The sequence below is a fragment of the Treponema sp. OMZ 857 genome (genome assembly GCF_024181085.1).
Taxonomy (GTDB): Bacteria; Spirochaetota; Spirochaetia; order Treponematales; family Treponemataceae; genus Treponema.
On the sequence record NZ_CP051147.1, the window covers coordinates 2,015,885 to 2,038,548 of the forward strand.

At 45.7% G+C, this 22,664-nt stretch carries 18 protein-coding genes; 3 read left to right on the forward strand and 15 right to left on the reverse strand.

Going from position 1 to position 22,664, the window contains the following annotated elements; genetic code table 11:
- Nucleotides 1-111 precede the first annotated feature (111 nt).
- The 7 genes from E4N66_RS09105 to nagA all read right to left on the reverse strand — a co-directional run bounded on the left by E4N66_RS09105 (nucleotide 112) and on the right by nagA (nucleotide 7,293).
- On the reverse strand, nucleotides 112-1,422 hold the full coding sequence (locus E4N66_RS09105) for an ABC transporter substrate-binding protein (RefSeq protein WP_253727765.1): 1,311 nt from the start codon (nucleotides 1,420-1,422) through the stop codon (nucleotides 112-114).
- A 204-nt stretch (nucleotides 1,423-1,626) separates the two neighbouring features.
- Nucleotides 1,627-2,376, reverse strand: a complete 750-nt coding sequence (locus E4N66_RS09110) for a Sir2 family NAD-dependent protein deacetylase (RefSeq protein WP_253727766.1) — start codon at nucleotides 2,374-2,376, stop codon at nucleotides 1,627-1,629.
- 27 nt (nucleotides 2,377-2,403) lie between these two features.
- Nucleotides 2,404-2,883, reverse strand: coding sequence for a ribonuclease HI (gene rnhA, locus E4N66_RS09115; RefSeq protein ID WP_253727767.1), 480 nt, complete (start codon nucleotides 2,881-2,883; stop codon nucleotides 2,404-2,406).
- Nucleotides 2,884-3,115: 232 nt separating this feature from the next.
- Nucleotides 3,116-4,186 carry a 3-deoxy-7-phosphoheptulonate synthase gene (locus tag E4N66_RS09120; protein WP_253729447.1) on the reverse strand — a complete coding sequence of 357 codons (1,071 nt, stop codon included), beginning with the start codon at nucleotides 4,184-4,186 and terminating at the stop codon, nucleotides 3,116-3,118.
- An 8-nt stretch (nucleotides 4,187-4,194) separates the two neighbouring features.
- Nucleotides 4,195-5,283: an AI-2E family transporter gene (locus E4N66_RS09125; RefSeq protein WP_253727768.1), complete on the reverse strand. Its 1,089-nt coding sequence runs from the start codon at nucleotides 5,281-5,283 to the stop codon at nucleotides 4,195-4,197.
- A 2-nt stretch (nucleotides 5,284-5,285) separates the two neighbouring features.
- The gene (gene nagB, locus E4N66_RS09130) at nucleotides 5,286-6,092 is read right to left on the reverse strand and encodes a glucosamine-6-phosphate deaminase (RefSeq protein ID WP_253727769.1); all 807 of its coding nucleotides are present in this window, start codon (nucleotides 6,090-6,092) and stop codon (nucleotides 5,286-5,288) included.
- A 28-nt stretch (nucleotides 6,093-6,120) separates the two neighbouring features.
- Nucleotides 6,121-7,293, reverse strand: a complete 1,173-nt coding sequence (gene nagA / locus E4N66_RS09135) for an N-acetylglucosamine-6-phosphate deacetylase (protein WP_044013247.1) — start codon at nucleotides 7,291-7,293, stop codon at nucleotides 6,121-6,123.
- A gap of 134 nt (nucleotides 7,294-7,427) precedes the next feature.
- Here nagA and E4N66_RS09140 point away from each other — a divergent pair, with 134 nt between their 5' ends.
- Nucleotides 7,428-8,633, forward strand: a complete 1,206-nt coding sequence (locus E4N66_RS09140) for a DHH family phosphoesterase (RefSeq protein WP_253727770.1) — start codon at nucleotides 7,428-7,430, stop codon at nucleotides 8,631-8,633.
- Complete coding sequence (locus tag E4N66_RS09145; protein WP_253727771.1) at nucleotides 8,630-9,256, forward strand: epoxyqueuosine reductase QueH; 627 nt, start codon at nucleotides 8,630-8,632, stop codon at nucleotides 9,254-9,256. The genes E4N66_RS09140 and E4N66_RS09145 overlap by 4 nt, the downstream gene beginning before the upstream one ends.
- 453 nt (nucleotides 9,257-9,709) lie before the next feature.
- On the opposite strand, the gene E4N66_RS09150 is transcribed toward E4N66_RS09145, so the two are convergent.
- Both E4N66_RS09150 and E4N66_RS09155 read right to left on the reverse strand, forming a co-directional pair.
- A complete protein-coding gene (locus E4N66_RS09150) occupies nucleotides 9,710-11,737 on the reverse strand; it encodes an ABC-F family ATP-binding cassette domain-containing protein (RefSeq protein WP_253727772.1) in 2,028 nt (675 codons plus the stop codon).
- A complete protein-coding gene (locus E4N66_RS09155; RefSeq protein ID WP_253727773.1) occupies nucleotides 11,737-13,056 on the reverse strand; it encodes an SH3 domain-containing protein in 1,320 nt (439 codons plus the stop codon). The genes E4N66_RS09150 and E4N66_RS09155 overlap by 1 nt, the downstream gene beginning before the upstream one ends.
- A gap of 97 nt (nucleotides 13,057-13,153) precedes the next feature.
- Here E4N66_RS09155 and E4N66_RS09160 point away from each other — a divergent pair, with 97 nt between their 5' ends.
- Nucleotides 13,154-14,398, forward strand: a complete 1,245-nt coding sequence (locus E4N66_RS09160) for an extracellular solute-binding protein (protein ID WP_253727774.1) — start codon at nucleotides 13,154-13,156, stop codon at nucleotides 14,396-14,398.
- A 16-nt stretch (nucleotides 14,399-14,414) separates the two neighbouring features.
- On the opposite strand, the gene E4N66_RS09165 is transcribed toward E4N66_RS09160, so the two are convergent.
- From E4N66_RS09165 to E4N66_RS09190, 6 genes are all read right to left on the reverse strand, one after another.
- Nucleotides 14,415-16,088 (reverse strand): BamA/TamA family outer membrane protein, encoded by a 1,674-nt coding sequence (locus E4N66_RS09165; protein ID WP_044013255.1) that lies wholly within the window; start codon nucleotides 16,086-16,088, stop codon nucleotides 14,415-14,417.
- Nucleotides 16,089-16,246: 158 nt separating this feature from the next.
- Complete coding sequence (locus E4N66_RS09170) at nucleotides 16,247-16,960, reverse strand: phospholipase D-like domain-containing protein (RefSeq protein ID WP_253727775.1); 714 nt, start codon at nucleotides 16,958-16,960, stop codon at nucleotides 16,247-16,249.
- A gap of 37 nt (nucleotides 16,961-16,997) precedes the next feature.
- Nucleotides 16,998-18,677 carry a DUF5312 family protein gene (locus E4N66_RS09175; protein ID WP_253727776.1) on the reverse strand — a complete coding sequence of 560 codons (1,680 nt, stop codon included), beginning with the start codon at nucleotides 18,675-18,677 and terminating at the stop codon, nucleotides 16,998-17,000.
- 8 nt (nucleotides 18,678-18,685) lie between these two features.
- Nucleotides 18,686-19,744, reverse strand: a complete 1,059-nt coding sequence (gene dusB, locus E4N66_RS09180) for a tRNA dihydrouridine synthase DusB (RefSeq protein WP_253727777.1) — start codon at nucleotides 19,742-19,744, stop codon at nucleotides 18,686-18,688.
- A complete protein-coding gene (locus E4N66_RS09185) occupies nucleotides 19,741-20,514 on the reverse strand; it encodes a TatD family hydrolase (RefSeq protein ID WP_253727778.1) in 774 nt (257 codons plus the stop codon). Before E4N66_RS09185 ends, dusB begins: the two co-directional genes overlap by 4 nt.
- Before the next feature lie 116 nt (nucleotides 20,515-20,630).
- On the reverse strand, nucleotides 20,631-22,451 hold the full coding sequence (locus tag E4N66_RS09190) for a phosphoenolpyruvate carboxykinase (GTP) (RefSeq protein WP_253727779.1): 1,821 nt from the start codon (nucleotides 22,449-22,451) through the stop codon (nucleotides 20,631-20,633).
- Nucleotides 22,452-22,664: the final 213 nt, after the last annotated feature.

A 22,664-nucleotide genomic window follows, 5' to 3' on the forward strand; every position in this document is an offset into this window, starting at 1 on the left:
TAGATAATGTGTAATTATAGTAACGGGTAATTGGTAGCAAGTCTAATTGTACATTAAACCTTACCAATTACCCGTTATTCCCTGTGATCTTCAGTGGGTTCCGGTTTTGTTTTACTTTTTGCGATGAGAATCGTTAGCAGCAACCCAAGCTTCGTATTCATTTGCAAGCTCAGCGGGGGTTTTCTGCCCAATCATAACCGCCTGGATACCGGGGTTGAGTATGCTGTTTACGCCTTCACTATCCATCTTCGCATCGATAACATAGCCCATGCTCTGATTGTTAATCAGGTCGATGTATTGCTTTGTAAGCTGATCGATATCGAATTTTGAAAGATCAAGCTTATAGGTGGTAGTCGTGCCGTGTTTTGTCAAAATTTCACAGGCTTCTTTACCGGACATAAAGGAAATGAATTTCCATGCAGCGTCGGCTTTTGCACCGGTCAATTTTGCATTCATACCGAAAGCTTCACCGGTTGTCGCAGCGCTTGAGCCATGTGTAACCTCTCCTGCAACAGCGGGGAACGCCATTAACTGATATTGTGCATAGTCTTCCGGTTTTGCAGCTTTTTTCAATGCGGAAATACGCCATCCTGCATCCAAAAGATACACGGCCTTATCGGCAATAAATTCACCCCAAGAAGCGGTACCTTCCATCTGGTTTACTCCGGGAGGGAACAGCTTTGAATCGGTCATCGTTTTAATAACATTGATTGCATCGACAAACTGCTGATCGGAGAATTTTGCCGTTCCGACCATCGCTTTATCAAACCATGCGGTACCGGCCATACGGTCGGTTAACATGGATAACAAGAGCGACTGAGCCTGCCACTGTCCCTTATTCGCAAAAGCAAGCGGGGTTAAACCGGCTTCTCTGATAACGGGAACTTGCGCAATCATTTCGTTGAGTGTTTTCGGAGTAGTCAGACCAAGCTGTTTTTGCAGTTTCGGATTGATATACACAACCGTACACACTGCGAGGTTCTGAGAAATAATATAGATTTCTCCATTCGGTCCCTGGGGTGCCCAAACGGCAGGATTGTATTGATTTTTTAAATCGTCCGTCAGATAGGGGCGAAGGTCTTTTACCATACCGCGGTCAAGTACATAACCTGAACGGGCTCCCGCATACGTAGTAAAGACATCGGGAATATCCCCTGAAGCGGCCATGATTTGGAATTTATCATGGAATGCTTCGCCATTCACGTACTCGAATTCAAGTTTGATATTCGGGTATTGCTTTTCAAAAGCTGCAACGGTCTCGGGCCAATACGCTGATTGCGGGTTGGCAAGATCCATCTGCATATACACCGAAAGGGTTACCGGTGCATTCGAATCGGCGTTATTCTCTTTCGGTTTACAGCCTGTAAGTACGAAAAGAACAGTACACAAGCATAAGAACGATAGCGCAATGCTTTTTTTCATTGCATCCTCCTCAGGTAGACAACTGTAAATTCGGATATGAATTTTCAATTATCAACTTTAAATATAGTAGATAGTAAATAGTATATCATTGATTTGCGCTTTTTACCAGCAAGAATTTTTCAAAAGTTCTTGAAAGCTGCAAATGTTCACCGAATTTTTAGAGATATCTGCGTGAATCGGGATCTAAGCGGCAGTATACCCGTACTATCCCAGCAGAGTATGTTCAAGATATTCAAAACACTCCTGCAAATCGGTACAGCGGAGAACCGCGTACCCGTCAAAATATGTCGGCTGTTCGTTAACGACGGCAACGGCACCGCCCACTTTTAGGGTCAGCTGCGGCAGCGCTGCGGCGGGGTACACGGTAAGACTACTGCCCAACACCAGCAGTAAATCCGCCCTATTACATTCATTTTGTGCCTCCGTTATCGCTGCAAATGGGAGTGCTTCACCGAAAAACGTAATATTCGGTTTTAATGCATAGCCGCACTTTGGGCAGAGCGGTACCTCGCCTTTACGGGCAACCTCGACGACATCCTCAAAGGTTGTACTATAGGAACAATGCGTACAGCTATGCCGCGAAGGAGAACCGTGTACTTCTATCACGTGCTTGCTTCCGGCTTTTTGATGTAATAAGTCGATATTTTGAGTAATAAGCGCCTTTAAGATTCCGCGAGATTCCAGTCCGGCAAGTACCTGATGCACAATTGACGGCTCTTTTTCTTGTAATCCGTAGATAAATTCCTTTGCAAGCCGGTAATACACGGAGGGTGTTTCCCTAAAGACTTCGATATCGAACATCTTATCGGTTTCAGGCAGCGTATAAAGCCCGTTCTTACCTCTAAAATCCCGAATACCGGACAAGGTACTGACTCCCGCGCCCGTAAAGGCAACGCAGTGTTTTGCCGCTGCTATGCGATCCGCCAATTCCCGATATGCTGTTTCGTTTTTCATACGAGCCTCCCTTCCGTTTCTGATAAGTTATTTCGCTTTTTTTGCCGCTTCTACAGCAAGGGTGTCGCACAGTTCATTGTAGACGTTGCCGGCATGTCCTTTTACCCACATCCATTCAAGGCTGAGTTGAGAAGCGAGTGCATCGAGCTGCTGCCAAAGGTCTTGATTCTTTACCGGCTCTCTGGCAGCTGTTTTCCAGCCATTCAGCTTCCACTTTTTTATCCACGAAGAGATCCCCTGCTGCACATACTGGGAATCCGTATGCAGGGTTACCGGGCAGTCTGCATAGCCGGGCAATATTTTTTCCTGATAGGCAATAAGGGCTTGAATAACCGCAAGTAATTCCATTCTATTATTTGTAGTCAGTTTTTCTCCACCGGAACCTCGCAGTAATTCCTGATCCGGCTGATCACCTTGCATATCTTTGAGGATCATCACGAACGCCCATCCGCCCGGCCCGGGATTTTGGGAGCATGCTCCATCGGTGTACAATTTAATTTTTTTCATAATAATATCTCCGAGTACAGGACAAGCGCATCAGACCGTTTTCTAACTACCCCGCAGAAGAATGGAGACCATCCAACCAGAGTTTCGCCGCTTTGCGTCTCAAATGGTTGTCCGATCTCCATTCTTCTGCGATTTTTATTTATCTGTCTGATGCGCTTGTCCTTCCTTAAAAAAATGTATGAAATTTTTAACAAAATTTCATACAAGAGGAAGGCAACTGCTTGGAATATTTCTAATGCAGTTGCCCTGTCCATATATCCGCGGCTTCGGTGAGAAGCGATTCGGTCATTTCCCAGCTCATGCAGGGGTCGGTAATTGATTTACCGTATTCGCTCTTTTTTGAGCAATGCTCCGGCGAAACGGTACCCGCCTGAATAAAGCTTTCGAGCATACAGCCGCGGATTGCTTCAATCTGCGGCTGCTCCAACCTCAACCGGAGGCTTTCAAGCAGGATATCCCGCTGCTTTTCAGGCTGACGTTGTGAGTTGCCGTGCGAACAGTCAATCAGGATCGCCGGCTGTATACCCTGTTCAGCCAAGAGGCGGCAGCTTTCTTCTATCGATTCCCTGTCGCAGTTTGCTCCATGAACGCTCCCCCGCAATACGAGGTGCGCATATTCATTGCCGCTCGTATGCATTACGGCGGGATTGCCGTTCTGCATGATACCCAGAAAAGCATGCGGTTCCCGTGCGGAAACAATTGCGTTTATCGCCGTGCTGATATCGCCGTCGGTAGGGTTCTTAAAGCCGACCGGCATCGACAGTCCCGAAGCGAGTTCCCGGTGTATCTGACTTTCGGCGGAACGCGCACCGATAGACGCCCAGCTGATAAAATCCGCAGTATATTGCGGCACAATAGGGTCGAGCAGCTCCGAAGCGGCCGGCAGTCCCAGTTCGGTAATAGCACTCAATGTTTTACGCGCCGTCTCCAACCCGCCGGTAATATTAATAACCCCATCAAGCGCAGGTTCGACAATCAAACCGCGCCAGCCCAAACCGGTACGGGGCTTTTCAAAATACACCCGCATAATAATACAAAAGCGGTCGCGGTACTTTATCCGCAGACGCATTAACCGGTTCGCATAATCCAGCGCAGAGATCGGGTCGTGGATGGAACAAGGGCCGGCAACCAATAAAAACCGATTATCGGCGCCGGACAAAATCGCTTCCACCTCTTTTCTTCCCGTCAACACTGTTTGACACGCTTTTTCCGATACCGGGATTTTTTCGAGCATCTGCTGCGGCGAAATCAACGGGTGTATTCGTTCAATACGCCGATGGTATAACAGCGGGCGGCTATTCATGGTCAAGGCTAATCTTCAGCATCCGTACTGTCCGAAGTCCGCGCAATATCGATCAGCGTAAACAAGAGGATAACAAACAGCGGACCAAGCACAATTCCGTTCAGCTTAAAAAATCGAATACCGCCGAGTATCGAAAAGAAAATCAGCAACGGATGTATCTGAACACGGTTCTGCAAGAACATCGGCCGTAAAAAATTATCGATTGAACTGATAAAAAAGCCTGCGACGCAGAGAAAGAGGAGACCTTTAAATAAACCTGCCGTTAACACTATTTCGATTCCAATCGGTGCCCATACCAACGCGCAGCCGAAGAAAGGTAAAAAGGAACTAAAAAAAGTTAAAAAAGATAAAAGCAATGCTCCTTCCACCTGAAAAATAGTATACACGATAAACGCCGCTGCAAACTGACATATTGAAACGAGAAAATACCCCATAAAAAGGTTGGAGATAGTGTCCTTTATCTTTGACGCCAGTTTTTGACCTTCCGACACCTGAATCGGAATAGCCGTTACAAACACCGTACCGAGATATTGCCCATCAATAAAAAGAAAATAGAGGGCAAAACACATGAACAGGAGCGAAAGCACAAAATTACCGATATTTTTGGCAATACTTGTCGCGTAGCGGACGATCGTATCCGCATATTGTAGAAAGAAATTCATAAGTTCTTTTTTGACATCAAATACCGAAAGATCGATTGTTCCCATCGAAATCTGCATGACTAATTCATTCAGCGGTGCATCTTTTTCCATTCTAAATAACTGCGGATGCGTAATAAAAAAGTTCATTATTTTCTTTACAAACATCTGCCCTTGTCCAATCAACTTTATGGCAAAAAAGAACAGAATTCCGGCAACCAGTATGATAATACCGACCGAAAATGAAGCAGCGATAATTCTCTGCTGCATCCTAAACCATCGGGACTCCGGCTTCAGCTTTTTAAGTAGTTTATGATACAAGGGGCCAAACATGATGTAGAGGATAGCTGACCACAACAGTACACTTGCATAGGGCAAAAATACCCGCGCTACCAGCACAACGGTAATCGCCAATATGATAAAAAAAGAAACGGTTTGAAACTTGAGTGATTTCTGCATACTTATTTTGTTCCGCCCGATGAAGTTGAAGCTTCTATGTCTTTAAAATACCGAACGGTTCCGACACGGAGCTCATCGGTAGCCTGTTCGTCGCATACGATGATTGCATGCGGGTGCAGCTGCAGTGCCGAAATCGTCCAAATATGATTGATGCTTCCCTCCACCGCATGCCGAACAGCCCGCGCTTTGTTGTAACCGGTTGCGAGGATCATCACCTCTTCCGCATCGGTAATCGTGCCGATTCCGACAGTCAGCGCTGTCTTGGGAACTGCGGCCGTATCGCCGTTAAAAAAGCGGGCATTCATCGCAATCGTGTCCTGTGTCAGTGTTTTCTGGCGTGTGCGGGACGCAAGGGAAGAACCGGGTTCATTGAAAGCGATATGCCCGTCTGCTCCGACCCCGCCCATGAATAGATGAATTTTTCCGTACTGCGCAATCGCCGCTTCGTATTGTTCGCACTCGGTTTTTGGATCTTTTGCCATCCCGTCTAAAATATGAATATTTGCAGGGTCTATATCGATGTACTTAAAGAAGTTTTCATACATAAAGTAGTGGTAGCTTTGCGGATGATCGGGAGTCAATCCCACATATTCATCCATGTTAAAGGTAACCACGTGTTTAAACGAAATATTCCCTTCCCGATGGCGTTTAATCAATTCTTTGTAGACACCAAGCGGTGTAGACCCCGTCGGCAAGCCGAGTACGAACGGCCTTGATGCAGTCGGAGCAAAATCCGTAATTTTTTTGCAAATATGATCAGCCGCCCATACGGAACAGGCATCATAATCAGGTTTTATAATTAATCGCATAGCTTCTCCTATAAAATTTTTAGCCTTATTAAAATAAATTTTTTTTCAAATTTCCTTTTATGACGGTTGCAAGCACATTGAACTGCTTATCGAATACGATAAGATCACCTTTGTACCCCGGCATAATAGAACCGCGTTTAGAATACCGCATAATTTCTGCCGGATTTGCGGATCCGAAGCGGACGGCGGTCTCTACCGGAAAACCGAAGGATACAAGGTTCTTAACCCCGCGAATCATCGAAAGACTCGAACCCGCGATAACGCCGTCCGTCTTACGATGGAAACACCCGCCTTGGAGTACAACCTCTTCTCCGTTTGCAATCAGAGTACCTTCACACTGTTCCGTAGGCTTGAGACTATCGGTTATTAAAACAATCTTATCGATCGGTTTATCCCGTGCCAATAAGCGAATAAGGTCGGGATGAACATGGATACCGTCCGCAATAATTTCGCAGGACATTTCCGGATGGATTAAAATCGCACCGACGGCACCAGGGTTGCGGTGGTGCATTTGGCTCATCGCGTTAAAAAGATGCGTCGAATGTAAAATACCCGCCTGCATTCCTTCAAGCATATTTTCGTAAAGTGCATTGGTATGCCCCGCCTGCAGCACAATATTTTTTTTGATGCAGTAGAGCGCCAGCTCGCGCATATTTTTAAGCTCCGGAGCTACGGTCATATTGACGATATTGCCGTTTGAAGCAGCCCAAAGCTTATCCATCAAATCCAGATTGACAGAGCTGATTGCAGAAGGGCTTAACGCTCCGGGTTTTTCCGGCGAAATAAACGGACCTTCAAGGTGCAAACCCATGATGGCAGCACCTTCTTCATGTCCCATTGCATCGACAACCGCACGGATACATTTCGTCATATTTTCCGGCTCCGTCGGATACAGCGTAGGATTAAAAGCCGTTACGCCGTATTCGGCAAGAGCCTTCGACATACCAAGTATGGAATCGGGAGAGCCGTCTTCCGTCCCGAATCCTGCAAAGCCGTGAATGTGGGTATCGATCAGTCCCGGAGCAATATATGCTTTATCGACATCGATGATACGTACTTCGGGAGAAAAACGTTTATTTAAAAAGCGGCGCTCGCTAAAGACATCCTCAATCTTGCCGTCCTTAACATAGACACAACCGTTTTCCATTAAGGAGTAACCGGTTACTACCGTTGCATTATGAAAACAAAGTGCATTTTCCATGATTTTCTCCATAAATTTGCGTAATTTTATCAAAAAACCGTTAAAAAGCCTAGGGGCGCACCACATCAGACATTTTTTGAAAAAATGTATTTTGGGATAACACTTTATTGGAAAGTATGGTATAATGATTTTATATGGATTCTCAGGGGAATAAATTCAGACCCGATTTGCGCTTAAAACGGCAGAATATGACCATTGGAGCGCGGAATCGTGTTATACAGAATATGTATTATCTCATGAAAGCACACCGTTCATTCTTGATTCTCGGTCACGAAAACCCTGATGAAGATTGTTATGCTTCGACCGTGGCAGGTGCACTATTGTTGCGTAAATTTAATAAACACGTCAGCATTTTTTTAGAATCCGTACCGCCTGAAAACCTTAAATTTCTCACTTCCATCTGCAAATATAACAAGATCAATATATATTACGGAACAATGCCGCCGATCCGTTCCGTCGAAGTTCTCTGTATTTTGGATACGCCGAAACCGGATATGATCGCGGCAAACGGCTGTATCTATGATTTTCTGAATACCCCATCTATTCCAAAAATTGAAATAGACCATCACTTTGATTCCGATGCTGCATATTCCGGAGATCCCGCCTATTCTTTAGTTCTCCATGCGTCCAGTACCTGCGAAATATTATGCCGGATATGCTATAAATTAGCAACGCACCCCGAAATACTACAGCGTTACAGCATCGAAGAGCTTTATTCGCGGAATCTGGTACTGACGCTTTTGACCGGTATGCTCGGCGATGCAAAAATGGGAAATTATATTTCCAACCCGCATGACAAAGAAGTTTTTGACTATTTTTCCAAGCATTTAAATTTAATGTTGCGGATAAGTACCCATTCGGAGGGACGTACAAAAAAAATCGAATCGATGGAACGGTTACTGGATGTGATGGAAACAACCGATGCCGAAACCGAGAAAATCTATCAGGCCATTATCGACCGCGTCAGATATACCGGACACATCGGAATGGTCATTTTATCGGAAGATGAGTCGAATACTTTCCTTAAAAGTATCGAATATACACAGTTTACCGGTATGATTAAGGAGGCAACCAATGCCATTGCAGAGAAAATCGGAGGAGTAGGAATTTCCGCCTACTATGATTCTCCCGGTAAGTCCAATAAAATACAGTGCCGTATCCGTGCGAGCGAAGCGGTTCGAGGCATCAATTTACACCCAATTCTCAGCCATTTTAAGATTACGGACGGAGGCGGACATCCCGGTGCGATCGCCTTTCGGCTTCCCCGAGAATCCGGAAACTCGCTTTATACACTGCTTGAAGACATCCAATCTTTTATTAAACAAAATATATTAGTATGAAGCAAAATTTTCAATTATTGATGGAACAAACGATTGCGGAACTCGGTAGTTCCTTTACTACCGAAGCTCCACCGCGTCTTATGCTCCACTCATGCTGCGCCCCATGCAGTTCTTCAGTAATAAAGCGGCTGGCAGGGCATTTCAAACTGACTGTCTTCTATTACAATCCTAACATCGATACCCAACTTGAATACCGTACCCGTGCGGATGAACAAATCCGTTTAATCGAACAGTATAATACGTCAAAAGAATTTCCGTACCGAATCGATTACCTGATACGGGACTATAATCATCAAGAATTTCTCGAAATAGCGGAAGGCTATACGGATTGCCCCGAAGGTGGAGAGCGGTGCTTCCGCTGCTATCGGCTCCGGCTTGCAGCAACGGTACGCGAGGCTGCCGCACAAGGTTTTGATTTTTTTTGTACGACGCTTTCCCTCAGCCCGCTCAAAAGTGCAGCAAAAATCAACGAAATCGGCATAGAGCTTGCCACAGACAAGTGCCGGTGGCTGCCGAGCGACTTCAAGAAAAAAGACGGCTATCTGGAGTCCATTAAACTGAGCAAAGAGTTGGGGTTGTATAGACAAGATTACTGCGGCTGTGAGTTCTCCCTCACCTTTTGAAAATATACGGCACATCATCAAAAGTGTACATCCTTGTACACTTTTGATGGCGAATTTCGGCTTTGCCGAAATATCGCTACTGTTTAAACCAGCGGCATCCGTGCCGCTACTGTAAGTACTCCTCGACGTACATCAAGTACGCCTGCGGGTGTTTTTTGTACGCGCCTTGTAGTTTCAGAACGGACAGGAATGTCCGTGGTTCTAGTCAGTAGCGATGTTTTTGTGCAGCAAAAACTCGCGTCCAGAAGTGTACACGGATGTACACTTCTGGACAGGCTATTTTCAAAAGGCTTACGGAAAGGGTGCAGCTACTTCGTGCTGCACATAAATTAATCCTCAACGTGGCAGAAGCGGCACGGATGCCGGTGGTTCTAAACAGCAACCAGTTTGCTTGCAAACTGGCAGCCCAAAAATGTACACGGATGTATATTTTTGGGCGAGGACGGCGGTGGTTCAACTGCCTGAATCTTGGGCGAGAGCTTCCCACTGTTTTGTAAGTTCAGCGGAGGTTGCTTGTAAGGCATGAATCTGCTGCAGAATGCTGCGAGCTTTTTCGCCGTCGGTATAAACTTCGGGGTTTGCGAGTTGGTTTTCCAGTTCTCTTATTTTGTTTTCGGTTTCGGCGAGTTGTGCAAAAATACGTTCTTCTTCCTTTTCGCGTTTGCGCTTTTCCGACCGCAGCCTTTTTTGTTCTTCATAAGAAAGAGCTCCGCCGCCGATACCGCTTAACGGCAGCTCTGTTTGTGAACCGGAAGACGCCATCGATACTTTACCGGAGAAGGCACTGCTTGTTTTTCCGGCGCCCGGAGAATCCGCCTCCTGCCCCGGTTTTTCAATCGGACTATCAGCTGCCTCGGCTGCGATCCGGTACAGGTAATAGTCGTAGGTGCCCGGGAAGTTTCTGATACGGGTACCGGCGCCGGGCGTTGCCGAGGCTGTCAGTTCAAGGATGCGGGTCGCAAGCCCTTGGATAAAAAACTTATCGTGCGAAACAAAGATAACCGTCCCTTCGAACCGCTGCAGCGCATCGAGCAGCACATCTTTGGAATGAAGGTCAAGGTGATTGGTCGGCTCGTCTAAGATGAGAAGGTTGAGCGGCCTCAACAGCAGCCGGAGCAATGCCAGCCTGCTTTTTTCCCCACCGGACAGCACGGAAAGCTGCTTATGGATATCGTCGCCGCGGAACAAAAAGGCAGCGAGCATATCGTAGAGTTTCGGTATAAGATGGGTCGGCGCTTCCCGCTCCATCAGCTGCATGATGGTTTCGCTGCCGGTAATCCGCTCGGCTTCATCCTGCGAAAAATAACCGGTGATGATGCCCGCCCCGTACTTCACAGAGCCGGTATACTCGGAATCTTCACCTGCCAGTATCCGCAAAAAAGTGGTTTTACCGGCGCCGTTTCGTCCTGCCAATGCGATCCGCTCTTGTTTGGTAACGGTGAGTTCCGCGTCTTTCAGCACAAGCCGTTCTCCGTATGCCTTAGTGATTCCCTCAGCTTGTAACGCAATATTTCCCGAATGAGGGGCGGGCGGGAAACTGAAATGAATTTTCTTTAAGTGTTCCGGTAATTCGATGCGCTCAAGTTTTTCGAGCCTCTTTACCCGATCCTGCACCGCCGCGGCTTTTGTCGCCTTGTAGCGGAACTTCCTAATAAAGTCTTCTGTTTTTGCAATTTCCAGCTGCTGCTGCGCATATGCTTTTATCAGCGATGCAAGCTCTACCTCCCGCGTTTTTTCGTAGTTGGTATAGGTTCCAGCATAGCGCTTAAGTGTTCCGTTAAAAAGTTCATACGTTTCGTTAACCGTTGCGTCCAAAAACGAGCGGTCATGACTAACCAGCAAAAAACCGCCGGTAAACTTTTTCAGCCAGAGTTCAAGCCAGCTGCGCGCTTCAATATCGAGATAGTTGGTAGGCTCGTCCAAAATAATGATATCCGCACCGCTCAAAAGAATCTTCGCAAGCGCGATGCGCATCTGCCATCCGCCGGAAAACTCATCGGTCAAACGGGTAAAATCTTCCGATGTAAAACCGAGTCCGCGCAGCGTTTCATCTGCCAACCGCTGCCTAAAATACCAACCTGATTGTTCAAGCTCGTCTTGCAAGGCGTGATAATCGTGCGCAAGCCGCTCCGCCTTGGCGGTATCGGCTTCTTCGCTCATAAGCTTGCCGACTGCTTCAAGCTGTTCTACCAGCTGTGCCCCGCGGGAAAAGGCGGTATCGGCTTCTTCTGCCAGCGTTTTACCCCTGTGCACGATACCGGATTGCGGCAGATAGGCAACACGGGTGTTCTTTTCCATCGAAATAGAACCGAAATCTGCCTGCATCACCCCTGCGATAATCTTCATCAGGGTTGATTTACCGCTTCCGTTGGCTCCGGTGAGCGCCGCCTTTGTCCCCTGTGTCAGTACAAGCGTGATATTTTGGAGAATATCGCGATCGCCGAACGCAAGAGATATATTTGAAAGCTGGACAAACGGCATTATTCTTCCGTTCCTTCCGTCCCGAAAAAGAGGATAACAGGATTAAGGCTGCGCACGGAAGCGACACCGTCGGTAATATTCTCCGGCTTTACATACTCAAGCTTAACGCCTTGCTTTGACACCGTGTAAAAGAAATCGATCCAGTCTCCACTGCCGTCAAATTTAAACGACAGAATCCCCATATATTCGGTTTTAAGTTTAGCACTGATAAAATATCGGATTGCAACGGAACCGGAATTTCCCGCACCCCTCGGTATAATTGCGGGGGATAACACTTGGTACCCTTTCCAATGGAAACGCCCGCCATCCGTAAATTCGAGCACACCGTAATTTACGGAATTAAACACAGGACCGGTTGTAACAAGGGTTTGCAGCGCATCGTTCCGGCGTTCCGTTTCCGCTTGCGCAAGTTCCTGAGGGTCTTCTTTTAGCGTAATAAAATACCGTATTTGTACCCGACCTTTCTCATCCGTATAATTGACGGCAATCGTATCCGAGTCTCTGATTTGCAGCAGGAGCGGAGAACCTTCAAATTGGTAGGCTCCCATCCGGTTTTTTGTAATACCAGTATAAGAAAAAGCAAGCTGCTCATCTTTCAGCATAATACGTGCAACACCCGTTCCTTCTCCGGGGAAAAAGCCGAAATTATCCGTCATCCGTTCAGGATCGATCTGTTTCTTTCGAATCATATCGCGGTAATATTCGGGATACCATCGGCTTTTTAAGATACTTGTCAGAATCTCATCGGCTACCGTTTCCGTTGTCTGCCGGGATACAGATGGTTCCCCTTCATCATACATAAAGAGATTGTAAGAAAAACACCAACCGCGGGTGCCGTCGTTGGTCATCACATAAAGCCAATCACCTTCCAAAGGTTTATCCCGTGCGATAACCGGAGCCCCCTCCCCTTTCCAAAGAACTTTTACGATCTGACTTTCGCGCAGACGGTACACTTGCTTACCGGTGTTATCGGGCGTAGAGCGGAGCGGCAGACCGTCAAGCTTTACCGCGGCATACACAGAACGGTATTCGGCAGTCTTTTTGATATAGGCCTCTGCTTCACGCTTTGAAGCACAAAAGGTGAGCTGCCAGAGCGGAATTTCTATCTTTTGTTTATTCAGCTCGGCAATATATACCTTCGAAATATTCGACCGGACGAGAATCGGCACTACATCCGATGCTGTCAAGTTATACTCAGGGATTGACCAATTGACAACGCCGTAACCGATTTTTTTTGAACACCCGGTTATCGTAAAAAAAACGAAACAAAGAACCGTTAAAATAAGCTTAGTATTATAAAAACAACGCAATTTTTTCATACTTACGGATTATACTTTAAAGCCCGTATCCGCGCAAGGATATTGCACCCTTAAAGAGTCATTGACAATGAGGTTATTGTAGTCATAATGGATGAGTATGAAAAAATTCCTTTTTATTGCAGCGTTTGTAAGTTGTATGCTATCTGCGTGCAAAAATGCCGAGGATTCGATTGCCGTTATTTGGACTAACCGTACTGAATTCATCTCTTATTGTGAGGCTTTTAACAGTGCTCAAAGCCGTTATAAAATCACCGTCAGCTATAAAGAAAACCCATCGGATGCTTTAATGGCAGCATCCGAAGAACCGGATATTGTCATTGGCCCTTGGCTCAGAGGTGATGCGACACGGGTAAAATTCAGTAAGTTAGGAGGGATGCTTTCTAAAAAGAAAATTGATCCGGATACTTTTTATCCGTTATTATTTGAACTGGGAAATATTAACGGGGCACAGTATCTCTTGCCGGTCAGCTTTAATTTACCAACCATTATTTTTTCCGCATCACAAAAAAATTTAGTAAAAACAAATTTTACACTTTCTCTTGAAGAAATGAGAGAGCTTGCCGCAGCGTACAATAAAAAAAGCGGCTCGGAATATACTAAAATGGGTTTTTCACCCCGCTGGGATACCGATTTCCTCTATGTTACCGCACAAGGCCTTGACGTATCTTTTGAAGAAACAAAAAGCCTCTTTTCGTGGAATGACAAAATGCTGCAGGAATTGATTACGTATACGCGGCACTGGTCGGAAGAAGTCAATACAAGCGCTGCGGCTGAGGATGAATTCAAATTCAAATACCTCTATGATCCGCCGTATACATTGATTACAAACGGACGCTGCCTATTCTGGTACTTATCAAGCGATAAACTGTTTTCATTAAATAACGAAAGATTAAAATCGCTTGATTATCGGTGGATGAGTTACAACGGCAAAACACCGGTACAGGATGAAATTATATATGCAGGAATTTGTAAAAAGGCAAAAAATACGGCAGCAGCACGAGCATTCTTGCTTTGGTTCTTTAATGAAGAAAGTCAAAAAGATCTGCTTGCCCGCACCCAAACCGATAATATGATCGCGCCTTCTTTCGGATTAGCGGGAGGTTTTTCTGCTATAAAGAATGTAACTGAAAATATTTTTCCGGTTTATTATCCCCTTTTGCTCAAACATTTGCCGCAAACCGATGATTTCTCCGCGCCGCATATCTTACCCCATAACTGGCTGCTGCTTAAAAAAGAAATTATCTTTCCGTACTTACGGGATCAAACGCGGATATTTGCCGGTGATGACAAACCGCTATCACTCAATAGACGGGTATCTGATTGGTATAAAAAGCCTCGCTAATCTTTAGCAAAAGCCGTTAATAATGTAGACCGATTCCAATAAATATTTCGGTGATTGATTCTCCGTCTCGTTTTGCTCGCCCGCCGAGACCGGAAAGATTTTTCAGTTCCGTTAAATCAAAGCCGGCACTTGCCCTGACATAGATACTCCGCATCTTTTCAGGATAGACAATCACTTCCAGTCCTCCCGCATACCATCCGTCTGCCGGATGATAGTACCGTCCCGTTTTTTTATCGTGTACTAAAGCAATATCCAAGAAAGGAACAAGCTGGATATCGCAATTAAAAAAACGCGTCCATGAAACGCCGGTAATAGCTTGAAAATCGAGTGAAGCAATCCGAATAGGGATATCAAGATTAAAGGTAAAAGCAGTATCCGTCTCGATCCGTTTATTTAAAATACCGCGAAGCGTAGAACCTGCCTGCGTACTGGTACTTCCGAATAAATGATAAAAAAACTGCGTCCGCCCATATATTCCCACCCGGTTGACAAATGGATAATATCCGGCTAAAGAGGTGGAAAAGCTGATACTCATATTTCGTTTGTCGTAAAATTGATAAGCATACGTATTACTGAGCGAAAACGAAAGCCCTTTCCTAAAATTCAATTCCCAATTCACCTTTGAAAGAGAAAGCGTATGCCCCCAATGAAATGTCCATTTTCTAAGACTGTCTGCCTGTATACCGTCAAACGCCCAATTTCCCGCAAGGCTCATGGAAGGTGTCCATACGAGCGAGCCGAAGTTTTTCACCTCAGTAATCATAACAGGAGCACGTACAAATAATGTCGTTTTAAAATAATACCGGTCATCAGGATATAAATAGCCTAACCCGCTCGGCCGTCCTTGTTCGATTTGTCCTTCTTCAGAGGAGCTTGACGACCCCGTAATAGACATTTGGCTTGATGCACGGTCGTTAATTGCCAATTCAGGTAAAAGCCCGAATATTAGAGAGAGCCGCTTGTTAAATTTGACTGATGCCGTCAGTCCCGTACCGATATTTATTTTAGGGGGTTCTTTGTATGCGTAAACAATTTCGAAGTTGTTATCCCATAACAGATTAAATGCCCCCACTTTGAACGGTAATGCAAAATTGATTGAAGATGAAAAAATCTGCTGATTTGTTTCGGTTGAACGATATACAACATCTACTTTTAAGGGTTGCAATGTTCCGATAAAATTGAAATCCTGCATTTTCAGCTTCAATTGGAAGCCGCTATTCGAATCGAAAGAAGGATAAGGAACTACAATGAAATTCCATGTATCGACGACTGAAACTGTAATCGTAACAGGTATTACTGCTCCATTATCCGGAGTGCCATACTCTCTATCGATTTGAACCGATTGAATAACCCGGATATTTTTAAATTGCTGTTCAAGCTCTCTAAGATAATGCAGCATCTCTTCTTCCGAATTAAAAATACGGACGGTGTCAATCGGAACAGCTTGAGAAAGCGGATATTTCCGTGTCAGCCCTTTAATATTGTAGTTGACGGCCGTTATTTGATAGCTTTGCACAAGAGGTTCTTCGGCAGGTTTATCGGCTAGGGGAGACTCTGCCGGAACATCAATAAGAGCAGCTGGTGCGGGTTCCGTTTCCTGTGCATAAACAACTGCAGTAAAGAAAATGCATACGCTGACAATAATAGACCGTATCAAACGTATATATTTATATGGCTTATATTTAATCATACTATATCCTTCTAAAAAGCAACAATAAACCTTACCTGTTTAACATATTGACATCTGTTTAAGCAAGAGGGACACTTTGCTCACCGGTTATTATTTTTCTTCCGGCAGATATTGGGTTGCTTCTTCAAATACGGCGTGCCCGGCATTTACGGCGGCTTTCAAAAGATCTCGTAAGGAATAACTTCCTTAATATAAAGATAAACAGTCAGTTCGGCAGTAAATTTTCCGCCCGAAACATAGAGCCGCGGGTTATCTTTGATCAGCATCTCTCCGTGGACGGTCTTGGGCTTATTTTTAATGTTTTTTCGTAAATATCCTCGAACGGCGGCAAGCGCTGCATTCCGATAGGCCTGTCGTATCCCCTCTATCTCAAGCTTGCGTTCTGCACTTCCGGAACCTTTGCCGGTAATATAATTGATGCGAACCCATTCCGTTCGATGTAAAGCAATGGCGTCGGTAACGCGGTATTCCGCCCAGCAATACAGGTATGGATATTGAGGGCGAAGCTCCGTAACGGATAAACGGCTGTCGTTTGAATGGATGGATTGAAGCGGTTCCAGTTCAAACTCTTCTGCAACGGCTCTCCGCTTATCAAACGGGGTATACGAGAACTTCCAACCGTAGACCATGCCTTCCATTATTGTTTTCGATAATTCGGACAGCGCTTTTCGCGGCGGTAATCGTGTGCCCTGTGTGTCGTTATCCATAACTCCAGGCTGAGATTCAAGGAAAACCCATACCGGTGCACGGATAATGAGGGCATCGTTTATTCCTGAACCCGAATAGCTGTCGGCATATAAGAAAGAGGCAGCACAGAGTAAAAAGAAAAAAAAGGATAGCTTACGAAACAGCATAGTTTTGTATATCATCATTTTACTTGATAATTTTTCCGGCACTAATGTTTAAACACTACTTTTGCACCGGTTTTACGGTAGACCCCGTACTCGGTACGGTAGCAGGAAGCGGTGCTCCCGGTTTTCCTTTTTCGATAGAACCGAACACTGCATAATTTTTCATTATCTCGAGAAACATAGCAAAGATGTGCCGATCCTGTTCCAAGCGGATAAAGGATTCTTTATTCTTTGAGCTGACGACAAGAGCTTTTATGTTTGTAATCAGTTCGGAAGTAGGCGCTTTTATGTCCTCCAATAAATGCTCGGTAAAAGCATACAGGTCGGCATAAGCTTTGCTTCCGGTTTGTACGATAGCCTTTGCCTGCATATTTGCAATATCAACGATTTTCTGCAGCTGTTTTTTCATATCCTTGCCTTTTTCGATCTCTGTAATATAGCCTTGAATTTCAAGAAGATTGCATTGACCTTTCGGCTTAAAAAGCTGTTCAAAATTAGTTATTTTACCCAACAGCATTTCGCAGGAACGGTAGATTGCCGCATATTGACCTTCAATCTGTTTGTTCGCAAAAAAACCTTCAATCAACAGAGATTTTAAAAAAGTTTTATAGTGCGTTTCAAAATACATTTCGGTAAACGCCTTTAACAATTGTATCGGTTTAACCCAATCAAAAGAAATCGGTGAAAGATTTTGAATAGCGTCATTAACTGCATCATTATATCCTTCCAACGGCTTCAACTGACCGCTCCCAAAGCATTTTTCGATTAAGCCGGTAATATTCGTTTCCTTGGTGATTTTTAAAAGGCGTTTTGAATCTGCCTGAAAGATTTCACTGCTTCGATCAATATATTCCTGCAGCGGTTTGGATTCGGAAACGGTTATTTTTTCTTTAAAATTGGGGTCTTCCTTAATCAATTTCAACATTATCGGTATCGTTGTCCGCTTCAGCTGATTTGCAAGAAGGTTTTCGACCGTATTCAGCGTTTTTTCCAGTTTCATCCCTACTTCATCGGTAAAATTGCCTAAACTCCGTGCCAAAAAAATGACATCGTCAATCGTCGTCTGTGTGATAGCAACATGCCGTACGATAAATTGGAAATCCAGCAAATTTTTTACCACATCACCGGCAAATACTTCTTCAAAATTATCTTGAGAAATCGATGCCGGTGCAGCGGTATTGAGCTGCAAGTTATTGTTAAATTGATTGAGAAAAGACGCATAGTCAAAATCGCACAAATCGGAAAGATAAAAGAGTTTGATCAACTCCTGTTCACGGGTCTTAAATGCGGGTGTATGAAACAAGCGGATAAAATTTTTAAAACTATGTATTTGTTCTTGCAGTGTATGTTCCGTTTCCTGATAGTTTTTACACTTTGATAAGAGCTGGCTCCGAGCCTGAAAGGTAAAACTCCGATGTTGTTTTATCTGCTCTTCCGACAAGATCGCCTCAAAAAAAAGGTCTTGATATTTTTCGGACGCGCGTATATCAGGGGAATTAACCGTCTTGTCCAGAATTGCTTTCACCGGTTGTAAAAAATGATACAGCTGATACAACAACGAACCGAATGCCGGAAGCAGTATTTTACCGGTATGGTATAACGGCGGATTGAGCTTTTTGAGTTCTGCGGCGTAGCCTTTAAGCTGCCGTTTCTTTTGATACTCCGGTGATGAGGAAAAAAAGAGTCCTTCAAAAAAATCCTTTATTGACGTAATAAGAGTATTGATAAAATCAAACATAATAATCCTCACCTATTGTTATCGGTATGCGGCTGTACCGCTTGTAATGAGAAGTTTTCTAAAATCCTTTCATAGTCTTGTATAGAACTCGCCTGTACCAACTGTTCACGAAGTTTTGCACCCCCTGCAATCCCCTTGGTATAAGCGGCAAACCGCTTCCGCATTTCTCGGCAGGCGGTCTGTTCTCCTACTTCTTCACACAGCATCATGAGTTCTTTCTTTGCCGTCCCGATTTTATCCTCAGGCGTTATTTTGGAATAGGCGCCGGTTTGCAGCAGTTCCCGTGTTTGCCGGAAGATAAAAGGATTGCCCATAGCTCCGCGCGCAAACATAACACCCGCACATTGAGTGGAAGAAAGCATATCATGCGCTGCTTCCGGGCTGAATAGGTCGCCCGACCCGAATACGGGTACCCTCCCCTGCATCAGCTGTACAAGTTGCGCCAAAATATCCCAATCTGCCGTTCCGCTGTAGCATTGCACACAGGTACGGGGATGAATGGTCAACGCCGCCGCTCCTGCATCAACGGCTGCCGCGGCAGCTTCTTTCCACGTAAGCTCGTTTTGTGACCAGCCGGAGCGTATCTTTACCGTTACCGGAACAGCGGCATCCATTTTGCCGACAGCTTCCGTAACCGCCTTAACCGCTGCATAGAGCTTTTTCGGGTTCCTCGTTAATGCGGAACCAGCCCCCGTTTTGGTGATTTTCGGCATCGGGCAGCCGGCATTGATATCGATACATTCCGGATGATACCGTTCGATGATACGTACTGCCGTTTCCGCCATAAAGTCGGGATTTGCCCCAAATATCTGTACCGCATACCGCTGCTCGTTATGGGCACGGGCGATAAGCTTTTCCGTTTTTGCCGAGTTGCGGATATATGCCTCCGACGAAACCATTTCAGTATAGGTAAAATCCGCGCCCCAATCAACACAAATAGACCGGAAGCTCCTGTCGGAATACCCTGCTACGGGGGCTAAAAAAATATTCCCGGGAAGTGTGAGGCTTCCTATTGTTACCGGCCGATAAAATCCGTCGGCCGTTTCCGCTGCATTCAAGTTATTCATTCCGGCAGATTAAACGCTTTACAGCTGTTCTTCCACAGTTGAGCCGCCAATGCTTCCGTATCCATCTTTAAAAGCTTCGCCATAAACTCAACCGTAGCCACGGTATTCGCCGGCATATTACGCTCTTTCCGGTACGGCGCAGGCGGGATAAACGGACTTTCGGACTCAACCAATATGCGGTCAAGCGGCAGCGTGCGTACTGTTTCGTGCAGGTTACGGGCATTCCGGTATGTCAGATTACCCGCAAACGAGAAATAGAGCGGCAGTTTCAGTGCGAGCTGAGCAAATTCGGCATCTTCTGAATAACAATGTAGAATGCCGCCTGCTTCGGGCATCCGCTCGGAAAGGATGTTCAACACATCCTTTCCCGCATTCCGGTTATGAATAACGACCGGTTTTTTCACTTTTGCCGCTATTTCCAGCTGCGTAATAAACAACTCTATCTGCGAGCGCTGGTCTCCATATTTTTTGTAATAGTCGAGCCCCGTTTCACCAACGGCAATAACCCCCGGCAGCTGCGCCCCTTTTTCAACCTGAAGCGCCCAGTCCTTCCCCGGAGCCGTTACCTCCGACGGTGAAACACCGATAGCATAATACACTGACTGTTCGGTTTTGAGCGTTTCATATACCGAATAAAAATCATGCAAACTATTACAAATACTGAGTATTCTGGTTACGGAAGCCCGTTTGGCTTCTTGGATAGCGCGCAGCTGCGCAAGAGGATCGTTGTAGAGCAATCCGATATGGGCATGGGTATCAAAAATTTGCATCGCGGCTCCTCCTTTATGCAGCAGTTTCACAAAATAGATACAGGGCGTTTACAAAAGTCGGTTACATGTGCTTTGCAGCCTTCCAAATAGAAACGCCCGACAATGTTCCGGTATGATTAACCGAGCCGTTTTTCCAGCGTGTTTAAGGCTTCGGTAAGCTCTTTGGGTAGTTTACTACCGAATTTCGGATAGTGATTTTCACGGATATCCGCAATCTCCTTCTTCCAGCCTTCAGCGTCTACCGAAAGAATTTCTTTCATTTGCTCCTTTGATACATCGAGTCCTTCGGTATTGATAGCCCCATCTTTAGGCATCCAGCCGATAGCGGTTTCTACGGCATTGTCTTTGCCGTCGCAGCGGTCGAATATCCATGCGAGTACGCGGCTGTTTTCTCCGTAGCCGGGCCAGATAAAGTTACCGTCCGCATCCTTGCGGAACCAGTTGACGTAGAAAATCTTGGGCAGCTTGTCCGCCGTCGATTTTTTACCGATGTTAATCCAATGCCGGAAATAATCGCCCATGTTGTACCCGCAGAAGGGGAGCATCGCAAACGGGTCTCGGCGGATGCTGCCGACTTTTAAGTCAAGCGCGGCGGCGGTAATCTCCGAGCCAACAATTGAGCCGAGGAATACGCCGTGGTTCCAATCGCGGGATTGGTGTACCAGCGGGATAGTGCTCGGACGGCGGCCGCCGAACAAGAACGCGGAAATCGGTACGCCTTTGGGATCTTCCCATTCGTTTGCAATCGCCGGACACTGCTTAGCAGGCGCGGTAAAGCGGGCGTTCGGATGTGCAAATTCATCGCCTTTCGGGCTTTTATCCGTCGGCAGCGCATCGCGGGTATTACCCTTCCAGTCTACCAGCTTACCCTTTGCAGGATGACCGATCTGTTCCCACCATATATCCCCATCTTCCGTTAAGGCACAGTTGGTAAAGATGGTGTTTTCTTTTATCGATTCCATTGCGTTTTTATTCGATTGGTCGGAAGTTCCCGGCGCTACACCGAAGAAGCCTGATTCGGGGTTAATGGCATACAAGCGGCCGTCCTCACCGAACTTCATCCATGCGATATCGTCCCCCACCGTTTCAACCTTCCAACCGGGAATGGTAGGAATAAGCATCGCAAGGTTTGTCTTACCGCAGGCTGAGGGGAAGGCGCCGGTAATATACTTTGATTTTCCTTCGGGATTGGTAATTTTTAAGATGAGCATGTGTTCGGCCAACCAGCCTTCGTCCCGCGCAAGTACGGAAGCGATACGCAGCGCAAAGCACTTTTTACCCAACAAGGCGTTTCCGCCGTAACCTGAGCCATAAGACCATACCAGCCGCTCTTCCGGAAAGTGAGAAATATATTTATGTTCCAGCGGAGCGCACGGCCACACGCCATTATCGGTTTTGCCTGATTCAAGCGGCTTCCCGACCGAGTGCAGACAGGGAACAAAAGCGCCGTCAGATCCAAGTGCATCGAGCACCTTTGTGCCGACCCGTGTCATAATATGCATATTGCAAACAACGTACTCGGAGTCGGTAATTTCGATACCGATTTTTGCAATATCGGAACCAACGGGTCCCATCGAAAAGGGAATAACATAGAGGGTACGCCCCTTCATACAGCCCTTGTACAGCGCACTCATTGTTTTTTTGAGTTCAACGGGATCTGTCCAGTGGTTTGTAGGGCCGGCATCATCTTCTTTTTTTGAGGCGATAAAGGTTCTGCTTTCTACACGGGCGACATCGGAAGGATCGGAGCGGAACAAAAAGCTGTTCTTCCGCTTTTTTAAGGGAGTCGCCAGTTTTACATCAACCAATTTTTTCATCAGCCGGTCATATTCTGCCGTCGAACCGTCACACACATATACGCTATCCGGTGTACACAGCGCCGCTACCTCATCAACCCATTGACGAGCTCTTGTATATTTGAGCGTATCTATCGTCATTACTTTTCCTCCAAATATATAACGTGTTTGTATATCGTTTACATTTTATAGTATACATTATAGATGATAATCGAAATATCGGGTTTCTGCAACATTTTTCTCTATTTGCGCAGCCCTTTTTAACAACGGTGGTTTTTCCCGCTTAACCTCATATATTCCCTTCTATAACAACCCTAGACAGAGCTTAAAGATATATAGTAATCTAACGTTCAT